Here is an 18143-nt window from a genome sequence, read left to right as displayed (position 1 = left end):
TTTTTTTTATACATATATATGCCTTGCTACCCTATAAGTATTGGCATGGGCTTCTATAATAACCTTAATATCGGGACTATAGCCGCCACCCATACTGCATTGTACGGGTATGCCCAATTTATGGCAAAGTGATAACACATATTCATCACGTTGCCTGCATCCTTCAATAGTACACCCTAATTTGCCTAGTTTGTCGGAAGCCAGTATGTCTACTCCACTCAGGTAAAAAATGAAGTCAGGTTTTTCGGTATCGATAAGTTTAGGCAATGTATCTTCCAGTATGGAAAGGTATTCGGTATCTCCTGTGTTATCCGGCAGGGCAATATCAAGATCAGACGTTTCCTTTTTAAACGGATAGTTACTTTTGCCGTGCATTGAGAAGGTAAATATATCGTTGTTGCCTTCAAATATTTCGGCAGTACCGTTACCCTGATGTACATCGAGGTCCACTATCAGTACTTTTTTAGCAAGTTTATTATTGATGAGGTATTGTGCTCCTATCGCCTGATCGTTAAGCAAGCAAAATGCTTCACCCCTGTCGCTGTAGGCATGGTGTGTGCCTCCTGCAATATTAAAGGCTATGCCGTGCTCCATCGCTTTATGGCATCCCCAAATGGTACCTTCGGCAATGCGCAGTTCCCTTTCCACCAGTTTTGCCGAAAGCGGAAAACCGATTTTTCTAACCGCCCTTGGGTCAAGTGTAAGATTAACCAACTCATCCACATATTCCTTTTTATGTACCGCAAGTACATGCTGCATATCGGGTAGGGATGGCGAATGGAAATCACTTTTCACTGCCGTGCCTTCGTGAAGCAATTGCTGAGGCAGGAGTTCATATTTTATCATTGGAAAGCGGTGGCCTTCCGGTAAAGGGTGTTTGTAAATAGGGTGGTAAGCTATAGGGAGCATGCTGTTAACTTAGGGAGATAAAATTAATTATTATATTTAGTGTTGACAACCTTAAATGCAGCAAATATGAAAAACAGTTTTTTTGCTTTGTTATTCTTTACAGGCATTTTTTGTTTCGCTCAAGAAAAAGAAGAGATAGAAGAATTAATGAATGATGCCTATAAATTAGTTGTTCCTGCTGAGTATGATTATTTTAATCTGGCAGACAGTAGTGAAGTTTTAAAACTGGAAAGGTATGAATTAGATTTTCCATTTATTAGTAACAGTTTTTTTGAAGAGAATCCTGATTTTAATCCGGATGAATTTATTACTAAAACTGCTATAGCCAAAAAGATTAACTGGAAGGATTACAATATTGAAAAAGCAGCTATAAGCTCTTATCAAGATGTACCAAAATATAGCAAACGGTTTAAGGTACAGACTATTGTAAGTTATGATACCTCACAAAGAGTTGTAGATAGCCTGGAAAATACAAAAGCCTATAATGAAATAATTATAAAGCGAGAAAAAGGCTGGTCTGAAGAAAGGATTGAAGAGGAAGCAAAAAAGAAATGGGAAGAATGGGAACAGGAATATGATAAATCTATAAGGAAAGAGGATACAGGTTTTTATATATTTTACACCCCTTTAATTTCTCAGGATAAAAAGTATGCTATAGTTCAGGTGGGAGACCATGTACCTCGAAAAGCTGCTATTTACAAAAAAGTAAATGGGAAGTGGGTAAATGTTTATGTGTTTAAAACGTTGGCATATTAAGAGCTTACTAATAAATAGAGAACATTTTCCAGATTAAAAAAATAGCCAGCAGGACAGCAAGTGTTGCCCCGGCTATCTTAATGAAATTGGTCCTGGCCGAACGTATAAAAAACAGCGATGCAAAGGTAAGCAATACAAGCGGCAGTATAATAAGCCCCTGCAGGTTTCTTACCGGATTAGGGTAATGCTGTATATAAGCCGAACGCATTTCTTCCTTTCCGTCAAAGCCATTGGCAACATTTATCCATAAAAATATATCGACTAAAACAAAAAGCAGTGACAGTAATGCTATAAATACCAGAAAACCTTTTGTATTCCTGTTCATAATCCTTAGGTATAAATGATTAGTATATACTATAAAGTTAGCGATTAATTTGCTGATAGTAATCCTGTTGAGTTGTTTTTACAGGCTGCCAAGTTAAATAAACAAACTTTTTAAGCGTATTGCATTTATCATCGTATTTTTGCATTTCAAAATGAGGAGACAGGGTTTAATGTTTTGAAAGTCAAAAAAGGGCCCTGCACTCGGTAAAATACTATATATGGAATTTTTAGAACATCTAAACTGGAGATATGCTACCAAAGCCATGAACGGCGGGAAGATAGCAGACGATAAAATAGAAAGGATTTTAGAAGCGGTACGACTGGCGCCAACATCAAGCGGACTACAGCCTTTTGAGGTACTTGTGGTTAAAGGCGAGGAGCTTAAAAATAAGATTATGCCTGTTGCCAATAATCAGACAGTAATAAGAGACTGTTCCCATCTGCTGATATTTGCAGCATGGGATAATTATACGGAAGAGCGTATTACAGATACCTTTAAGAGTATGTATGCGGTGCGAGGTTTTAGCGAAAAGTGGGATGAGTACCGTCAGTTTTTGATTAAGTCGTATACCGGGCGTCCGGCTGAGGTTAACTATAACCATGCGGCACACCAGGCCTATATTGCTTTTAGTTTTGCCATAGCAGCTGCTGCTACCGAAAAGGTAGATGCAACACCAATTGAAGGTTTTAATCCTGAGGCTTTGGATGAGCTTTTAGGGCTGAAAGAACAGGGCTTTAAAAGTGTATTATTACTGCCGTTAGGATACCGTGATACCGAAAAAGACTGGCTGATAACCATGAAAAAAGCAAGAAAGACTAAAGGCGAACTGATAAAGGAATTAGACTAAACATAAAAGTAAAAGGCTCCCGATTGGGAGCCTTTTTATATTAACCGGGAACGGGTTAACTAATCATTTCACCGTTACCAACGCCATCAGCATCCGGGTTAATGAAAACCAGTTTGCCTTCGGCATTTTGTGTCATAAGAATCATACCCTGGCTCTCCACACCTCTAAGGGCACGAGGGGCAAGGTTAACAAGAACGCTAACACGTTTGCCTATTATATCTTCAGGTTTAAAACTTTCTGCAATACCCGAAACAATAGTACGAACATCAATACCCGTATCTACTTTTAAAACTAAAAGCTTGTTGGCTTTAGGCATTTTTTCGGCTTCAAGAATAGTACCCGTACGGATATCCATTTTGGCAAAATCTTCAAAAGTAATAGTTTCTTTTTGAGGTTCTACAGTCTTATTGGCTGCATTGTTGGCTGTTTTTGTAGCTTCCAGTTTCTCCACTTGTTTTTGTATTTCTTCGTCTTCTATTTTAGCAAAAAGAAGCTCTGCCTCTCCTATCTGGTGGCCTGCTTTTATAAGGTCTTCCTTAAGTGTAATATCGTTCCATGCCAGTTCACCGTCAGCAAGGTTAAGCATGTTTTTAAGCTTAGCAGCCGTAAACGGAAGGAATGGCTCAGAAAGTACCGATAATGCCGCAGCAATCTGTAATGCCACATACATTTGTGTTTGTACCCTTGCAGGGTTTTCTTTTACCATTTTCCAAGGCTCCTCATCAGCAAGGTATTTGTTACCAAGGCGGGCAAGGTTCATCAGTTCGCTAAGGGCTTCCCTAAAACGGTAACGCTCTACAGAACTCGCAATAACAGCAGGATACGCACGCATTTCAGTAAGTGTAGCCTCATCTACATCGCTAAACTCGTTTGGTGCAGGAATAACACCATTGTAATATTTGTTGCTAAGTACTACCACACGGTTTATAAAGTTACCAAATATGGCTACCAGCTCATTATTGTTTCTTGCCTGAAAATCTTTCCAGGTAAAGTCGTTATCCTTAGTCTCAGGGGCATTAGAAGTTAATGCATAGCGCAGTACATCCTGTTTGCCGGGGAAATCTTCAAGGTACTCGTGTAGCCATACTGCCCAGTTTTTAGAAGTAGACAGTTTGTTACCTTCAAGGTTAAGGAACTCGTTTGCAGGAACGTTGTCCGGCAGTATGTAAGTGCCTTCTGCCTTAAGCATAGCAGGGAATATCACGCAGTGGAAAACAATATTGTCTTTACCTATAAAGTGTACCAGTTTGGTGTCGTTGCTTTTCCAGTAAGGTTCCCAATCTTTTCCTTCGCGTTGCGCCCACTCTTTTGTAGAAGATATGTAACCTATAGGAGCGTCAAACCAAACATAAAGTACTTTACCTTCGGCACCGTCTACCGGTACAGGGATGCCCCAGTCAAGGTCGCGGGTAACCGCACGTGGCTTAAGTCCGTCGTCAAGCCATGATTTTACCTGACCGAATACATTAGGTTTCCAGTCGTTTTTATGGCCTTCCAGTATCCATTCCCTTAAAAAGGTATCATATTGATCCAGCGGAAGGAACCAGTGTTTGGTTTCCTTTAATACCGGTTTAGATCCTGTTATTGTCGATTTCGGGTTTATAAGATCGGTAGCGTTAAGCGATGAACCACATCTTTCACACTGGTCGCCGTAAGCCTCCTCATTGCCACATTTAGGACAGGTACCGGTTACAAAACGGTCGGCAAGGAACTGATGTGCTTCCTCATCATAAAGCTGTTCGGTTACTTCCTCAATAAATTTCCCTTCATCATACAGTTTCCTGAAAAACTCACTTGCCGTTTCATGGTGTACTTTGGCTGAAGTACGGGAATAGTTATCGAAAGAGATACCAAAATCCTCAAAAGACTGCTTGATAATAGTGTGGTACTTATCTATTACCTGCTGCGGAGTAATGCCTTCTTTTTTAGCCTTCATGGATATTGCCACACCATGCTCGTCGCTTCCGCAAATAAACGCCACATCTTTACCCTGTAACCTAAGGTAACGCGAATAAATATCAGAAGGAACATAAACACCAGCCAGGTGACCTATATGTATAGGCCCGTTAGTATAAGGCAATGCTGCCGTAACAGTATATCTTTTTGGATCTTGTAACATCTCGAAAATTTAAATTGAATCGCAAAAGTACGAATAATTAGCGTTATTTTTTGTACCCTTATTGTAATAAGAGCGATACTGATTTTGTATAATTGTTAAGAATTTGAACGAAGACATAGTCGGTATTTTTCGTTAAGTTTGTTTAACTGAAAAAATAAGCGAATGCGAAGGAAATCACGATTAATAAAAGCCGTTTTAGTTTTAACATTAATACATTTTACATCTCTAATACAAGCACAAGACCTTATGAAAATTCCGCCGTACCTTACTAAAGGAGATACTGTGGGCATAGTAGCAACCGCCCGCAAAGTTGAAGCCGTACACCTGCAGCCTGCCATAGACCTGCTTAAAAGCTGGGGGCTTAATGTGGTAATAGGCAAAAGCATAGGTAAGGAAAACAATCAGCTTGCCGGGGCCGACTGGCAGCGTGCAACCGATTTTCAGGAAATGATAGACAATCCTTCCATAAAGGCAGTATGGTGTGCTAAGGGAGGTTACGGTACCGTTAGGATGGTAGACCGTATAAAGTTTGACAACTTTAAAAAGCATCCCAAATGGATTATTGGTTTTAGTGATGCTACCGTACTGCACAGCCATATCAATAATATGGATATTGCAACCCTACACGGTATTATGTGTGTAAGTGTGCTTCATGCTACCGATGCCGCTAAGGAGACTTTAAGGAAAGCACTTTTTGGAGAGAAATTGCAATACAGCATCCCGGCGCACTCTTATAATAAGCAGGGTAAAGCTACAGGAGAATTGGTAGGGGGTAACCTTTCGGTATTATACAGTATTGTTGGATCGGAATCGGAAGTGGATTATAAAGACAAGATCCTTTTTATTGAAGACCTTGACGAATACCTGTACCACATAGACCGTATGATGATGAACCTAAAACGCAACGGTTACTTTAAAAATGTGAAAGGTATTATTATTGGCGGGATGACCAAGATGAATGATAATGATATACCATGGGGGCATGATGCGCTTGAAATTATAAAAGACATTACCAAAGACTACGACATACCTATCTGCTTTAACTTCCCGGCAGGGCACATGACCGATAACAGAGCCCTTGTTTTTGGAAAGGAAATTACTCTTGAGGTAACGGAACAGGGTACCAAAGTGACATTTGAATAAATGGCAGAGCACAATGAACTGGGCAAAAAAGGCGAAGAACTGGCCGTAGATTTTTTGCTTAAGGAGGGTTATGAAATACTGGAAACCAACTGGGTTTTTCAGAAAGCAGAAATAGATATCCTTGCAAAAAAGGGAGATATCCTTGCCGTTGTGGAAGTAAAGACGCGATCCAGCCTTGAATTTGGCCTTCCGCAGGATTTTGTTACACCAAAGAAGATAAAATTAATGGTAAAAGCTGTAGATGAGTATATTAACCTTAATAACTTAGATACAGAAGTACGTTTTGATATAGTATCAATTTATAACAATAAGGGCAATTTTGTTATAGAACATATAGTTGACGCTTTTTTTTATTTTTAGTTGTTAAATATGTAACAATTATTTTTATTTTTTATATTTGTTACGGGAAAAGACTTTATGTAACAACCTATTAAGCTATGAAAACTATTTCTTCTGTAGTAGAACACTACATCAAGACAAAGCCCTTTTTGTTAAGTGCGTTGTCGCAAGGTATCATCAACCTTACCTCTCTCGCGAGAACAATGATGCCTGAACTTGAACAGGAAATTGGTAAAGACGTTAAGCAGGGAGCTGTTGTAATGTCTTTAAAAAGACTTTCTGAGGACCTTGATTTCAGAGTAAATCACAAAATTGTAAAAGTACTTCGTTCTATTGGCGAGATAACCGTAAGGTCATCTTTAACGGATTACACTTTTGCAATTTCTGACACCATTCTTAACAAACAGGCCGACCTGATATCCAATATCAATTCGTTTCCTGAGGTTTTCTACACTTCATCAAGAGGTGTAAACGAAACTAACATTGTGGTAAGCTCTTCTATAGATCACATTGTAGAAAAGCTGTTTGCCGATGAAAAACAGATTGAACGTACAGATAACCTGGCGTCTATTACTGTAAAGCTGCCTAAAGATAATATTTCTACACCGGGTGTGTATTATTATATTTTCCAAAGGCTAGCATGGGAAGGTATTATAATCAACGAGGTTATCTCAACTTCTTATGAGTTTACCATTTTGGTAAGCGAGCAGGAGGTAGATGTTGCCTTTAAGGTTATAAAAGACCTGAAGAACCTAAGCTAATTAGGCTTTTGACAATTAAAACACACACATGATGATAAAACGAACCCTTTCTTTTTGAAAGGGTTTTGTTTTTAATAAAAAAGATATATCTTTGTAGAGTGATTAGTCGGTCTAGCATAACAATGGATAAACAGGAACAAATACTTACAACAGCATTAAGGCTTTTTGTTGAAAACGGGTTTCATGCAACCCCTACCAGCAAAATAGCTAAAGAAGCCGGTGTGGCAAACGGTACCCTGTTTCATTATTATAAGACCAAGGAAGATCTTATCGTATCGCTTTATTTGTATGTAAAGTCAAAAATGGGTGCTTATGTAGAAGAGAATTCCAAAACCGAGACCAATCCGAAGGAAAAGTTCAGGAGTCAGTTCAGGGCAGTGCTAGACTGGTCACTAAAAAACACTAATGAGTTTTATTATGCCCAGCTTTTTACCACTTCTCCTTTTGCATCGTTATTATCTCCCGAAGAGGTGAAGAAAACATTGAAGAAAAGCTGTGACCAGATAAAGGAGGCTATAGATGCCGGGGCAATTAAAGAACGTGATACCGATTTTATACACACCATTATGGGCAGCCATATTTTCGGGCTGTATTCTTACCTTAATAAATACAAGCTTACCAAAGCAAAACAACAGCAGGTTATTGATGATAGTTTTGAGATGTTATGGGGAATGCTGGCTTAAAAAAATTTGAATAAATTTTAGAGTGATTAGTCAATCAATATAAATGAAACGGTTAAAAAAAATAATTAAAAGAATATTTATGTCAATACTTATTGTCATAGCGTTGCTGGTAGTGGCAACGGCTATATTTATGCAACAGCCACAATTTGGCAAACAGCCTGCGGGAGCAAGGCTGGAGAGGATAAAACAGTCACCTAATTACAGGGATGGCAAATTCCAGAATCTCAGCCATACTCCCGATCTTGCCGAAGGTACCAGTTACTACACCGTATTTAAGGAGTTCTTTTTTGGGAAAAAGGAACGTAATAAGCCGCAGGACAGTATCCCGACAAAAAAAGAAGACTTATTGCATCTGGATCTGAAAGAGAATGTAATAGTTTGGTTTGGGCACTCGTCCTATTTTATGCAGGTAGACGGAAAGACCATTTTGGTTGACCCTGTTTTTAGCGGAAGTGTTTCTCCGGTTGGTTTTACAAATAAAGCTTATCCCGGTAGCGATGCCTATTCGGCAGACGATTTCCCGGATATAGATATCTTGTTTATCAGTCACGACCATTGGGATCATTTGGATTATGATACCGTTTTAAAACTTAAGCCAAAAGTAAAGAAAGTGGTTACGGGATTAGGCACGGCACAACACCTGGAGTACTGGGGCTATGATACCGAAATTATTGAGGAAAAAGACTGGGGTGAACATGTGGAACTGGGCGATGGCTTTACGGTAGATATTACCCCGGCAAGGCATTTTTCAGGAAGGAGCTTTAGCAGAAACAAAGCGTTATGGGTATCTTTTGTACTGCAAACACCAAGTATAAAGTTGTTTTTGGGCGGCGACTCCGGTTACGATTACTTTTTTAAGGAAATAGGCGATAAGTATGGGCCGTTTGATCTAGCTATTTTAGAATGCGGACAGTATAACGAATACTGGAAATACATACACATGATGCCGCAGCAGGTGGTACAGGCCGCAACCGATTTAAAGACCAAAAGACTTATGCCGGTACACTGGTCTAAATTCTCACTGGCATTACATGCCTGGGATGAGTCTATAAAAACAGTGGTGGATGAGGCAAATCAAAAAGGTGTGCCGTTGTTTACCCCTATGATAGGTGAAAAGACAAATCTTACTGATATTGATATTCCGCAGCAACAGTGGTGGAACGAACTTAATTAATAAAAAAGCGGACTTTATAGTCCGCTTTTTTTATATTTTTTCCATTTCGACCTTGCGGAGAAATCTCAGAATTATTTTTTTAGATTTCTCGACTCCACTTCCTTGCGCTCGAAATGGAAGAGTCTGAGAAAGCTTTATTCAAAAACCATTTCAAGCAGTTCTTTTGCTTTCTTAACTGATTTTACATTCTCAAAAGTAATAAGCAGTCGTAGTCCGTTTTTGGTTTGTTTTTCCTTCATTCGTATAAGCGAAGGATGTTTTTGTACAAACTGCAGTACTTTATGGAAAGCACCCGACTGATAGTAAGCCGATTGTTGGTCGGATACAAAATAGCCAAGCATTTTCCCCTGTTTAAGCACCAGTTTTTCCACACCCATTTTTGTTGCCAGCCACTTAATGCGCATACTGATTAAAAGGGCTTGAGCCTCTTTTGGTAAAGCACCAAAACGGTCAATTAGTTTCTGTTCAAAAACGTTGAGCTCTTCGTCGTTTTTAATGGTGCTTAACTCGTTATACAGGTTAAGCCTTTCGGTAATATTGTTTACATATTCGTCAGGGAATAGTAACTCGAAATCGGTATCGATCTGAATATCCTTAACGTATTCTTTTTCGGTAGTACCTTCCACTTCCTCATAAAGGTCCTTAAACTCATTTTCCTTAAGTTCCTCTATGGCTTCGTTCATGATCTTTTGGTAGGTTTCAAAACCAATCTCATTAATAAATCCGCTTTGTTCACCTCCTAATAAATCTCCGGCACCACGAATTTCAAGGTCTTTCATGGCGATGTTGAAACCGCTGCCCAAATCGCTAAACTGCTCCAGTGCCTGAATACGCTTGCGGGCATCTTCGGTCATGGCAGAATACGGCGGTGTTATAAAGTAACAAAATGCCTTTTTATTGCTTCGGCCTACACGCCCGCGCATCTGGTGCAGGTCAGAAAGTCCGAAGTTATTGGCATTATTAATAAATATGGTATTGGCGTTAGGAACGTCAAGGCCGCTTTCTATAATGGTAGTGGCTACCAGTACATCAAACTCACCATCCATAAAGGCAAGCATAAGATCTTCCAGTTTTTTACCTTCCATTTGTCCGTGTCCTATACCAACCTTAGCTCCGGGAACAAGGCGTTGTATCATTCCGGCAACTTCCTTAATGTTCTCAATACGGTTATTAATAAAGTATACCTGCCCGCCACGCTCTATCTCATAAGAAATGGCATCGCGAATAATCTCTTCGTTAAATCCCACCACCTGCGACTCTATAGGGTAACGGTTAGGCGGAGGCGTTGTAATTACCGATAAGTCCCTGGCAGCCATAAGTGAGAACTGAAGTGTTCTTGGTATAGGAGTAGCCGTTAGGGTAAGGGTATCTACATTTTGGGCTATGGTTTTAAGTTTGTCTTTTACGTTTACACCAAACTTCTGTTCCTCGTCCACAATAAGAAGACCAAGGTTTTTAAAAACCACATTTTTATTGGTAAGCTGGTGCGTACCTATTATAATATCCAGTTTACCTTCGGCGAGGTCTTTAAGTGTTTCGCTTTTTTGCTTAGCCGTACGGAAACGGTTTATGTAACCTATGGTAACAGGCATATCCTTTAGACGCTCACGAAATGTTTTGTAGTGCTGGAACGCCAGTATGGTAGTAGGTACGAGTATGGCAACCTGCTTGCCGTTATCTACAGCCTTAAAGGCAGCACGTATAGCTACCTCGGTTTTGCCAAAGCCTACGTCACCACAAACAAGGCGATCCATTGGGCGTTCGCTTTCCATGTCTGCTTTTACATCGCGTGTTGCAGTAATCTGATCCGGAGTATCCTCATAAATAAAAGACGATTCCAGTTCTGCCTGCAGGTAACTATCGGGAGCATACTGGAAACCTTTTTCCAACCTGCGTTTTGCATACAGCTGTATAAGATTAAAGGCAATATGCTTAACCCTTGCCTTGGTTTTTTGTTTAAGGGTTTTCCAGGCACTCGATCCCAGTTTGTATATTTTGGGAGGCGTACCGTCCTTCCCGTTGTATTTTGATATTTTGTGTAGCGAGTGAATGCTTACATATACAATGTCGTTATCGGCATAAACCAGTTTAATTGCTTCCTGTGTTTTACCTTCCACCTGAATTTTCTGCAGTCCGCCAAATTTACCAATACCGTGGTCTATGTGGGTTACATAGTCTCCTACAGAAAGAGAGTTAAGCTCCTTAAGGGTAATGGTTTGCTTTTTGGAATAACCGTTTTTGATGCTAAACTTATGGTAACGTTCAAAAATCTGGTGATCGGTATAGCATGCAATCTGGTTCTCTTCATCTACAAACCCTTCATAAATTGGGAAAACAATTGTTTTGTATTGCTTGCGCACATCCTCGTGATTGGCATCGTCAAGGCTTTCAAAAATATCGTGAAAACGTTTTGCCTGCGACTCGTTAGAGCAAAACAGGTAGTTTTTAAATCCGTTATTATGGTTGTCGTTAAGGTTGTTAAGCAACAGGTCAAACTGTTTGTTGAATGACGGCTGCGGCTGAATGTAGAACTCAAAACTTTTTTGGGTTTTAAAAATCGGTTTTGAGGCCAGCTCAACAACCGTAAAGTCTAAAGCCCGTTTAACAAACGACTGCTGGTTAAGAAAAAGCTCTTCGGGAGAAGCATGCTTTATGTCTTTGCTTAGTTTTTCAAAAGCCTCACCTGCTTTGGTGAAAAGCGAATCCAACTGGCTTAAAAGCCCTTCGGTGTTTTGTATAAAGAGTACGGTCTTCTCATTAATATAGTCTAAGAAGCTTTCGCGTTTTTCCTGCAAAAACTTATTTTCCATATTAGGGATAACTGTAATTTTTTTCTGTTTTTCGAGTGAAAGCTGTGTTTCCACATCAAACGTACGGATACTGTCTACCTCATTGCCAAAAAACTCAATTCGATAAGGGTTGTCGTTAGAGAAAGAGAATACGTCTACAATACCCCCGCGTACCGAGAATTCTCCAGGTTCGGTAACAAAATCCACACGACGGAACTCATACTCAAACAGTACCTCATTAATAAAATCTATAGAAACCTGATCGCCTACCGCTACCTTAAGCGTATTCTTGTCAAGGTCTTTACGGGTAACTACCTTTTCAAAAAGAGCCTCGGGATAGGAAACTATTATTGCCGGTTTTTTGCGTGAGTTGATGCGGTTAAGCACTTCGGCTCTCAGTAGTACATTAGCATTATCGGTTTCCTCTATCTGGTAGGGCCTCCTGTAAGAACCGGGATAGAACAAAACATCGTTAGCTCCTGTAAGCTGTTCCAGGTCATTCAGATAATAAGCTGCCTCTTCCTTGTCTTTAAATATAAGAAGAAAAGGAAGTTCACTTTGCCTGAACAGCGGATCTATAACAAACGACAACGAAGAGCCGGTAAGCCCTTTTACATGAAGTTTATTTTCACGCTGTAAAAGGCTGTCGCTAATTTGTTTTACTTTGGCCGACTGACTGTATTTTTCTAAGATTTCCGGTTTCAATTTTCAGTTTTGGGTTTTAATTCCTTTAAAGGAGGGGCAAAAGGCTTTAACTTTTTAGAATCCATTTTTTTAGGCTTAGCAGGGGCAGGTTGTTTCTCTGCTTCAGGTATCATGTCTGGGTTGGCCATTCTTACGGTATCAAGAGCCATAAGCAGTTCTTCTTCGCCTTTTTCCATAGGGATTTCGCTAAAGCGTACCATTTCGTCCATTTGGTTTTGTATCGATGTGGTTTCTTTAGAGATTTCGTTAATGTACTGAATCACCTTTTTTTCCTGTACAACGGTAAGGTCAATGTAGGTGTATAGCGATCGTACTTTAGTCATTAAGACCCCAAGGCGGCTGCGCATTTGCGGCTGATTGAAAAAAGGAGGAATGGTTTTGTTAAGCTCTTCTGCTTTTTCGGCAATGGCTTTAACCTTTCCCCTGTATGCGTTAAGCGAACCGGTAGGCTTATCGGCCAGTTCGGCCTTAAACTGCTGCCATTCGTTCCACCCGTCAATTTTTGCCTTTACTTTTGGCGTAACGGGAGGAATGTTGAATTTCCAGTTTTTGTTTATTATCGTTAAAATGGAGTCATTATATTTTTGTGCCCTAATCGCTTCGGCAGCCCTAACCTGTTCATCATCATTACATGATAACATAAGAGCCGGAAGGCAAAGCAGTATAATGAATTTTAAATACTTCATAGTGTTTTTATTGCAAAGCAAATTTACAAATGTTAGGCCAATTTACCCGCAGCAGTAAAAAATAATAGCAGCTAAATAAAAATCATTACTAATTTGGGGATATCGTAATGAGTGAGGGGTGTAAATCACAATCTTTTAACAGATTGTTTTATATCCCAGTTAAATAAATGGATTTCATAATGGTAAAATATTATCTTTGCAACCACTAAACTTAAAATTATGGGTACGATTTTAATCATTGGCGCCTGTGGGCAAATAGGAACTGAGCTTACAAAAAAGCTTAGAAGCATATACGGAACAGATAAGGTAATTGCCTCTGATGTAAGAAAAGGTGATGCTGAATTTGTGGCTTCGGGCCCTTTTGAAGTGGTTAACGCCCTTGATTTTAACCAGGTTGAAGAAACTATCGAGAAATATAATGTTACCGATGTTTACCTGATGGCTGCGTTACTTTCGGCTACTGCCGAGAAAAACCCTGCCTTTGCCTGGGATTTAAATATGAACTCTCTTTTCCATGTGCTTAACCTTGCCAAAGCCGGGAAAATCCAAAAAATATTCTGGCCTTCAAGTATTGCGGTTTTCGGGCCTACAACCCCTAAACAAAATACACCGCAATATACTGTAATGGAGCCTTCTACTGTTTATGGAATCTCTAAGCAGTCGGGCGAAAGATGGTGTGAGTACTACCACAACATTTACGGTGTGGATGTAAGAAGTATACGTTACCCCGGCCTGATAAGCTGGTCTACGCCTCCGGGTGGTGGTACTACCGATTATGCTGTTGATATTTACCACAAAGCATTAGAGAACGGTGAGTATACCTGTTTCCTTAGTGAAGAAACAAGATTACCTATGATGTACATGGATGATGCCATCCGTGCGACTGTTGAAATTATGCAGGCTCCTGCCGAAGACATAAAAATAAGATCGTCTTACAACCTTTCGGCTATGGACTTTACTCCGAAAGAAATTACTCAGGCGATACAAAAGCACATGCCAGATTTCACCATCTCTTATGAGCCGGATTTCCGCCAAAAGATAGCCGACAGCTGGCCTCAAAGTATTGACGACAGCAGTGCAAGACAAGACTGGAACTGGAAACACGAGTTTGATCTTGATGCCATGACAACAGATATGTTAGAGCATTTAAGTGCAAAAGCAGAATAATAAAAAAGTCCCGCCATCGGCGGGACTTTTTTATTATTCTTTCATCTGTACACTTCTGTCATTTCGATACGCAGCATAGCGAAGTGAGAAATCTCAGAATATTCATTTAGTTACTTTTTTTCTTTCAGTTTTTCTATATAAGCATCCTCATATTTTGCTTTTAAAGGAATAACCTCTTTAATTACCTCGTTAGGAACTGTCATGGAAAGTACATAGTGTTTAATTTTCCATTCCTTTCCTTCCTTTTCCAGTACGCCAGACCCACGGCATCCTTTCATCCAGGTATCCAGTAATTCGTCAAACCAGGCAACCTTACCGTTTTTACTAAAGTATATGTTGCGCTCAACGGGCTTGAAATCCCAGGCACGGCCCTTATCAAAATAAGGTTTGGAGAAAGTTTCAAATGCTTTTTTGTCCCAGTTCTCGGCAGCATCGGTACCTATGTACCTGCCATCGTTGGCTATTTTGCCGAAGTATCCGTTATAGTCGGCATTAGCGGCTGCTTTATGCCAGTCGTTCAACAGTTGGTTAATAACGGTTGTTTCTTTTTCCGGATTTACAGTGGTATTGTTTTGTATAAGTAGTGTTGTTCCTATGGATAGTGCTGAAAGGAACAGAAATAATTTTTTCATGTTTACGTTTTAAGTAAAAATAGTAATTAAATGAGACACCTTTACCTTATACTACTTTTTAGTTATACAGCCTGTTTTTCACAACAGGCAAAAATTACGGCTTACAGACTCCTTATTGAAGATGATGACGGGCCTTGTTGTGTTAAATATTATATTGAAGATGGTAACACAGATTATTTTTTTAATTACGTTACAGCACAGTCAACCGATACTGTAATGGCAAACAGGCTGCTTGCAATAAACAGGGAAGCAAAGAAAAAAAGGGGGTTGAATTTTGGTGCGGGGAAGGGACTTTAGGGGGAGATATGATTCATAATATGGTGGTTGTTGAAAAGGATAATATAAGGGATACTATATACTTAACCCAACAAAACTCTTATATAGTTTTCCCTAATGAACATAAAGCATACCCGGGCAGTAAACTTGTTTTAAGAAAATCACTTACAGGAGTTATAAAAGAGTTTTTTGAATTTGACTTCCAGAAAGATTTACGGTCTATGTTTATGGGTAAAATAGATAAGATACCTTTAAATAAGGTGCTGTTTAAAGGTAAAAATCTCAAAGGCTTTACTAAAGATAAATTTGAAAAAGAGTTTGGGAAGCTTAAAAAACTGGATGAAAAGCTGAGCTATGACGGGGCTTTTGTAAGCTATAGCTTTGAAGGAAATGTATATAGTTTTATTAATGATGTACTGCTGGATAATGTTGAGGTAAATAATCCGGATTCAGGATGGGAAATAGATGGCTTATCCATAGGCAATAAGCAGGAACTGTTTTTAGAAAAGTATCCTGTATCGATGTCTTTTAATGTTATTAGTTCAAAGAAATTTGAGGATTATAAAAAAGAACAATTACACTGGCTCCATTTTAGCGAAAATGAAGGTTCTATAGGTTACTGGATTAAAGATGGTGTGTTAAATCGATTTTCAATCGGCTATTAAAACCCTAATATGATTTTAGCAATAGTAAAGTAGATAAGGATACCGCAAATATCATTACTTGTAGTGATAAACGGGCCCGTGGCCAAAGCGGGGTCAATACCTACTTTATTGAGAAAAATAGGAATAAAAGTACCGATAAGTGAGGCAATAATAATAACTGAAACTAACGATACACTTACTGTTAAGCCTAGTTCGTAGCTAACGCCTAAAACGATATGGCTACCTGCTATAAGGATAAGTGCCAATAATGAGCCGTTTAAGAGGCTTAAAAGGATCTCTTTAACAAGTCTTCTCCATAGCGATCCGCTAATGGTGTTATTAGCTAAACCCTGTACAATAATAGCAGATGATTGTACACCTACATTACCTGCCATAGCGGCAATAAGCGGAGTGAAGAAGAACAGCTCTTTGTGGTTGTCCATTGCACCACTAAATGTATTTAGGAGTCTTACACTTATAAACCCTCCTAAAAGGGCAAGAACGAGCCACGGCAGTCTCGCGCGGGTAAGTTCGATTATGCTGTCATCGGCTTCAACGTCCTGCGAGATACCTGCTGCCAGCTGATAATCCTTGTCGGCCTCTTCCTTAATAACGTCTACGATGTCATCAATGGTAATACGGCCCACGAGCCTGCCCAGCTCATCCACAACCGGAATTGCTTCCAGGTCATACTTTTGCATTATACGGGCTACCTCCACATCGGGAGTGTCAACCTTTACAAAATCCACTTTAGGGATATAAACTTCGCTAATAGGTGTTTTGGTAGAAGTAGTTAGCAGGTCTTTTAGGGAAAGCCTTCCCTTTAGCCTGTTTTCATCATCTACTACATATATGGAGTGTACACGCTGCACATTTGCCGCCTGTTCCCTCATTTCTTTTACACAGGTAAGTACGTTCCAGTTTTCGTTAACCTTTACAAGCTCTTTACCCATCAAACCACCGGCACTGTCTTCGTCATAACGCAAAAGGTCTACAATGTCCTTTGCGTGCTCAACGTCTACAAGTTCAGAGATTACCTCTTCTTTTCGTTCCTGCGGTAGTTCGGCAATAATATCGGCAGCGTCATCGGTACTAAGTTCGTCAAGCTCTTCGGCAATTTCCTTTGGCGAAAGTTCACGAAGAATCTTTTCCCTTACCTCTTCATCCAGCTCAAGAAGTATCTCGGCTGTTTTTTCGCTGTCGAGTATGTGGAATATATAAATAGCCTCGGAGTCATCGAGGTCGCCCATAATTTCGGCGATATCAGCATAGTGGAGATCATGAAGAAGGTCCTGTAGTTCCTTTTCACGGTTCTCACTTATTAATTGCTCGATCTGAGCAATAAAATCCCTGCTGATTTTAAACTCCATTGGCCGCTATTTTTTTTGTTAGTTCAATAAATTCTTCGGTAGACAGTTGCTCCGGGCGAAGGTCAAAGATACTATCTTCCTTTAAATTATCAGAAAGGTTGAATGTTTTTAAACTGTTACGAAGCGTTTTTCTGCGCTGGTTAAAGGCAGTTTTTACCACATTAAAGAAAAGCTTTTCGTCTACCGGAAGGTGGTAGTTTTCTTTTCGGCGCAGGCGCAGTACGCCCGACTTTACCTTTGGTGGCGGGTTAAACACATGCTCCGGAACGGTAAACAGATATTCAGCATCATAAAAAGCCTGTGTAAGTACCGAAAGGATACCATAGGTTTTGCTGCCTTTTTTCTCGCAAACGCGTTCTGCAACCTCTTTTTGAAACATCCCGGCAAATTCAGGAATTCTGTCTCTCATTTCCAGTGTACGGAAAACAATTTGTGATGAAATGTTATAAGGGAAATTACCGATAATGGCAAACTGCTCGTCACCAAAATCCTTAGTGATGTTGTATCTTAAAAAATCCTGAGATATTATCTTACCGTGCAGTTTAAAATAGTGTGCATTAAGATACTCAACCGATTCGTTGTCAATCTCAATTACATACGTTTCTATGGGTTTCTCCAAAAGGTATTTGGTTAATACGCCCATACCCGGACCTATTTCCAGTATTTTATTATAACCCTCAAGGGAGAGGGTATCTGCTATGTCTTTAGCAATGCTTTCGTCCGTAAGGAAGTGCTGCCCAAGATGTTTTTTTGCTTTTACTTTATCCATCGTCATTAAAAATATAGGCCTGCAACACTACAGGCACAGGCAGCGTTAT

Annotated in this window: 18 protein-coding genes; 10 read left to right on the top strand and 8 right to left on the bottom strand. The window is 39.7% G+C overall.

Annotated features, from left to right (window positions below):
• Positions 1 to 6: 6 nt before the first annotated feature.
• Positions 7 to 909 carry a histone deacetylase gene (locus NU09_RS06490; RefSeq protein ID WP_129750462.1) on the bottom strand — a complete coding sequence of 301 codons (903 nt, stop codon included), beginning with the start codon at positions 907 to 909 and terminating at the stop codon, positions 7 to 9.
• A 66-nt stretch (positions 910 to 975) separates the two neighbouring features.
• On the opposite strand from NU09_RS06490, the gene NU09_RS06485 reads away from it, so the two are divergent.
• Positions 976 to 1665, top strand: a complete 690-nt coding sequence (locus NU09_RS06485; RefSeq protein WP_129750461.1) for a hypothetical protein — start codon at positions 976 to 978, stop codon at positions 1663 to 1665.
• 7 nt (positions 1666 to 1672) lie between these two features.
• Here the strand turns inward: NU09_RS06485 and NU09_RS06480 are convergent, their stop codons facing one another.
• Complete coding sequence (locus NU09_RS06480; protein WP_129750460.1) at positions 1673 to 1990, bottom strand: hypothetical protein; 318 nt, start codon at positions 1988 to 1990, stop codon at positions 1673 to 1675.
• A 217-nt stretch (positions 1991 to 2207) separates the two neighbouring features.
• Here NU09_RS06480 and NU09_RS06475 point away from each other — a divergent pair, with 217 nt between their 5' ends.
• Positions 2208 to 2837: a nitroreductase family protein gene (locus NU09_RS06475; RefSeq protein ID WP_129750459.1), complete on the top strand. Its 630-nt coding sequence runs from the start codon at positions 2208 to 2210 to the stop codon at positions 2835 to 2837.
• Positions 2838 to 2892: 55 nt separating this feature from the next.
• On the opposite strand, the gene metG is transcribed toward NU09_RS06475, so the two are convergent.
• Positions 2893 to 4956: a methionine--tRNA ligase gene (metG, locus tag NU09_RS06470; RefSeq protein WP_129750458.1), complete on the bottom strand. Its 2064-nt coding sequence runs from the start codon at positions 4954 to 4956 to the stop codon at positions 2893 to 2895.
• Between the two features lie 246 nt (positions 4957 to 5202).
• On the opposite strand from metG, the gene NU09_RS06465 reads away from it, so the two are divergent.
• The 5 genes from NU09_RS06465 (at position 5203) to NU09_RS06445 (ending at position 9056) form a co-directional block, all read left to right on the top strand.
• Positions 5203 to 6099, top strand: a complete 897-nt coding sequence (locus NU09_RS06465) for an LD-carboxypeptidase (RefSeq protein WP_129750457.1) — start codon at positions 5203 to 5205, stop codon at positions 6097 to 6099.
• Positions 6100 to 6459 carry a YraN family protein gene (locus NU09_RS06460; RefSeq protein ID WP_129750456.1) on the top strand — a complete coding sequence of 120 codons (360 nt, stop codon included), beginning with the start codon at positions 6100 to 6102 and terminating at the stop codon, positions 6457 to 6459.
• A gap of 77 nt (positions 6460 to 6536) precedes the next feature.
• Positions 6537 to 7199 (top strand): aspartate kinase, encoded by a 663-nt coding sequence (locus NU09_RS06455; protein WP_129750455.1) that lies wholly within the window; start codon positions 6537 to 6539, stop codon positions 7197 to 7199.
• 122 nt (positions 7200 to 7321) lie between these two features.
• Positions 7322 to 7882: a TetR/AcrR family transcriptional regulator gene (locus NU09_RS06450; RefSeq protein WP_129750454.1), complete on the top strand. Its 561-nt coding sequence runs from the start codon at positions 7322 to 7324 to the stop codon at positions 7880 to 7882.
• A 79-nt stretch (positions 7883 to 7961) separates the two neighbouring features.
• Positions 7962 to 9056 (top strand): MBL fold metallo-hydrolase, encoded by a 1095-nt coding sequence (locus NU09_RS06445; RefSeq protein WP_129750453.1) that lies wholly within the window; start codon positions 7962 to 7964, stop codon positions 9054 to 9056.
• Between the two features lie 134 nt (positions 9057 to 9190).
• Here NU09_RS06445 and mfd read toward each other — a convergent pair whose 3' ends face one another.
• Both mfd and NU09_RS06435 read right to left on the bottom strand, forming a co-directional pair.
• Complete coding sequence (mfd, locus tag NU09_RS06440) at positions 9191 to 12499, bottom strand: transcription-repair coupling factor (protein ID WP_410501054.1); 3309 nt, start codon at positions 12497 to 12499, stop codon at positions 9191 to 9193.
• Positions 12500 to 12546: 47 nt separating this feature from the next.
• The gene (locus NU09_RS06435; protein WP_129750451.1) at positions 12547 to 13236 is read right to left on the bottom strand and encodes a hypothetical protein; all 690 of its coding nucleotides are present in this window, start codon (positions 13234 to 13236) and stop codon (positions 12547 to 12549) included.
• A gap of 219 nt (positions 13237 to 13455) precedes the next feature.
• Between NU09_RS06435 and NU09_RS06430 the strand changes: the two genes are divergently transcribed.
• Complete coding sequence (locus tag NU09_RS06430) at positions 13456 to 14403, top strand: L-threonine 3-dehydrogenase (RefSeq protein WP_129750450.1); 948 nt, start codon at positions 13456 to 13458, stop codon at positions 14401 to 14403.
• 110 nt (positions 14404 to 14513) lie between these two features.
• Here NU09_RS06430 and NU09_RS06425 read toward each other — a convergent pair whose 3' ends face one another.
• Positions 14514 to 15035 carry a nuclear transport factor 2 family protein gene (locus NU09_RS06425; protein WP_129750449.1) on the bottom strand — a complete coding sequence of 174 codons (522 nt, stop codon included), beginning with the start codon at positions 15033 to 15035 and terminating at the stop codon, positions 14514 to 14516.
• 30 nt (positions 15036 to 15065) lie between these two features.
• Between NU09_RS06425 and NU09_RS06420 the strand changes: the two genes are divergently transcribed.
• The gene (locus NU09_RS06420) at positions 15066 to 15332 is read left to right on the top strand and encodes a hypothetical protein (protein ID WP_129750448.1); all 267 of its coding nucleotides are present in this window, start codon (positions 15066 to 15068) and stop codon (positions 15330 to 15332) included.
• 8 nt (positions 15333 to 15340) lie between these two features.
• Positions 15341 to 15976 (top strand): hypothetical protein, encoded by a 636-nt coding sequence (locus NU09_RS06415; RefSeq protein ID WP_129750447.1) that lies wholly within the window; start codon positions 15341 to 15343, stop codon positions 15974 to 15976.
• Here the strand turns inward: NU09_RS06415 and mgtE are convergent.
• A complete protein-coding gene (mgtE, locus tag NU09_RS06410) occupies positions 15973 to 17325 on the bottom strand; it encodes a magnesium transporter (RefSeq protein WP_129750446.1) in 1353 nt (450 codons plus the stop codon). The two genes, NU09_RS06415 and mgtE, sit on opposite strands and share 4 nt — an antisense overlap.
• On the bottom strand, positions 17315 to 18094 hold the full coding sequence (gene rsmA / locus NU09_RS06405) for a 16S rRNA (adenine(1518)-N(6)/adenine(1519)-N(6))-dimethyltransferase RsmA (RefSeq protein WP_129750445.1): 780 nt from the start codon (positions 18092 to 18094) through the stop codon (positions 17315 to 17317). The genes mgtE and rsmA overlap by 11 nt, the downstream gene beginning before the upstream one ends.
• Positions 18095 to 18143 lie beyond the last annotated feature (49 nt).

Source organism: Flavobacterium beibuense (genome assembly GCF_004151245.1).
Taxonomy (GTDB): domain Bacteria; phylum Bacteroidota; class Bacteroidia; order Flavobacteriales; family Flavobacteriaceae; genus Flavobacterium; species Flavobacterium beibuense_A.
This window is presented reverse-complemented; position numbering and strand designations above follow the sequence as displayed.

What these genes read in the sequence shown, in the direction of transcription:
- mgtE (WP_129750446.1), bottom strand. Translation starts at nt 17,325, where the DNA reads ATGGAGTTTAAAATCAGCAGGGATTTTATTGCTCAGATCGAGCAATTA.
- NU09_RS06455 (WP_129750455.1), top strand. Translation starts at nt 6,537, where the DNA reads ATGAAAACTATTTCTTCTGTAGTAGAACACTACATCAAGACAAAGCCC.
- NU09_RS06430 (WP_129750450.1), top strand. Translation starts at nt 13,456, where the DNA reads ATGGGTACGATTTTAATCATTGGCGCCTGTGGGCAAATAGGAACTGAG.
- NU09_RS06480 (WP_129750460.1), bottom strand. Translation starts at nt 1,990, where the DNA reads ATGAACAGGAATACAAAAGGTTTTCTGGTATTTATAGCATTACTGTCA.
- NU09_RS06475 (WP_129750459.1), top strand. Translation starts at nt 2,208, where the DNA reads ATGGAATTTTTAGAACATCTAAACTGGAGATATGCTACCAAAGCCATG.
- NU09_RS06460 (WP_129750456.1), top strand. Translation starts at nt 6,100, where the DNA reads ATGGCAGAGCACAATGAACTGGGCAAAAAAGGCGAAGAACTGGCCGTA.
- NU09_RS06420 (WP_129750448.1), top strand. Translation starts at nt 15,066, where the DNA reads ATGAGACACCTTTACCTTATACTACTTTTTAGTTATACAGCCTGTTTT.
- NU09_RS06450 (WP_129750454.1), top strand. Translation starts at nt 7,322, where the DNA reads ATGGATAAACAGGAACAAATACTTACAACAGCATTAAGGCTTTTTGTT.
- NU09_RS06425 (WP_129750449.1), bottom strand. Translation starts at nt 15,035, where the DNA reads ATGAAAAAATTATTTCTGTTCCTTTCAGCACTATCCATAGGAACAACA.
- metG (WP_129750458.1), bottom strand. Translation starts at nt 4,956, where the DNA reads ATGTTACAAGATCCAAAAAGATATACTGTTACGGCAGCATTGCCTTAT.
- NU09_RS06435 (WP_129750451.1), bottom strand. Translation starts at nt 13,236, where the DNA reads ATGAAGTATTTAAAATTCATTATACTGCTTTGCCTTCCGGCTCTTATG.
- NU09_RS06485 (WP_129750461.1), top strand. Translation starts at nt 976, where the DNA reads ATGAAAAACAGTTTTTTTGCTTTGTTATTCTTTACAGGCATTTTTTGT.
- rsmA (WP_129750445.1), bottom strand. Translation starts at nt 18,094, where the DNA reads ATGGATAAAGTAAAAGCAAAAAAACATCTTGGGCAGCACTTCCTTACG.
- NU09_RS06445 (WP_129750453.1), top strand. Translation starts at nt 7,962, where the DNA reads ATGTCAATACTTATTGTCATAGCGTTGCTGGTAGTGGCAACGGCTATA.
- NU09_RS06465 (WP_129750457.1), top strand. Translation starts at nt 5,203, where the DNA reads ATGAAAATTCCGCCGTACCTTACTAAAGGAGATACTGTGGGCATAGTA.
- NU09_RS06415 (WP_129750447.1), top strand. Translation starts at nt 15,341, where the DNA reads ATGATTCATAATATGGTGGTTGTTGAAAAGGATAATATAAGGGATACT.
- NU09_RS06490 (WP_129750462.1), bottom strand. Translation starts at nt 909, where the DNA reads ATGCTCCCTATAGCTTACCACCCTATTTACAAACACCCTTTACCGGAA.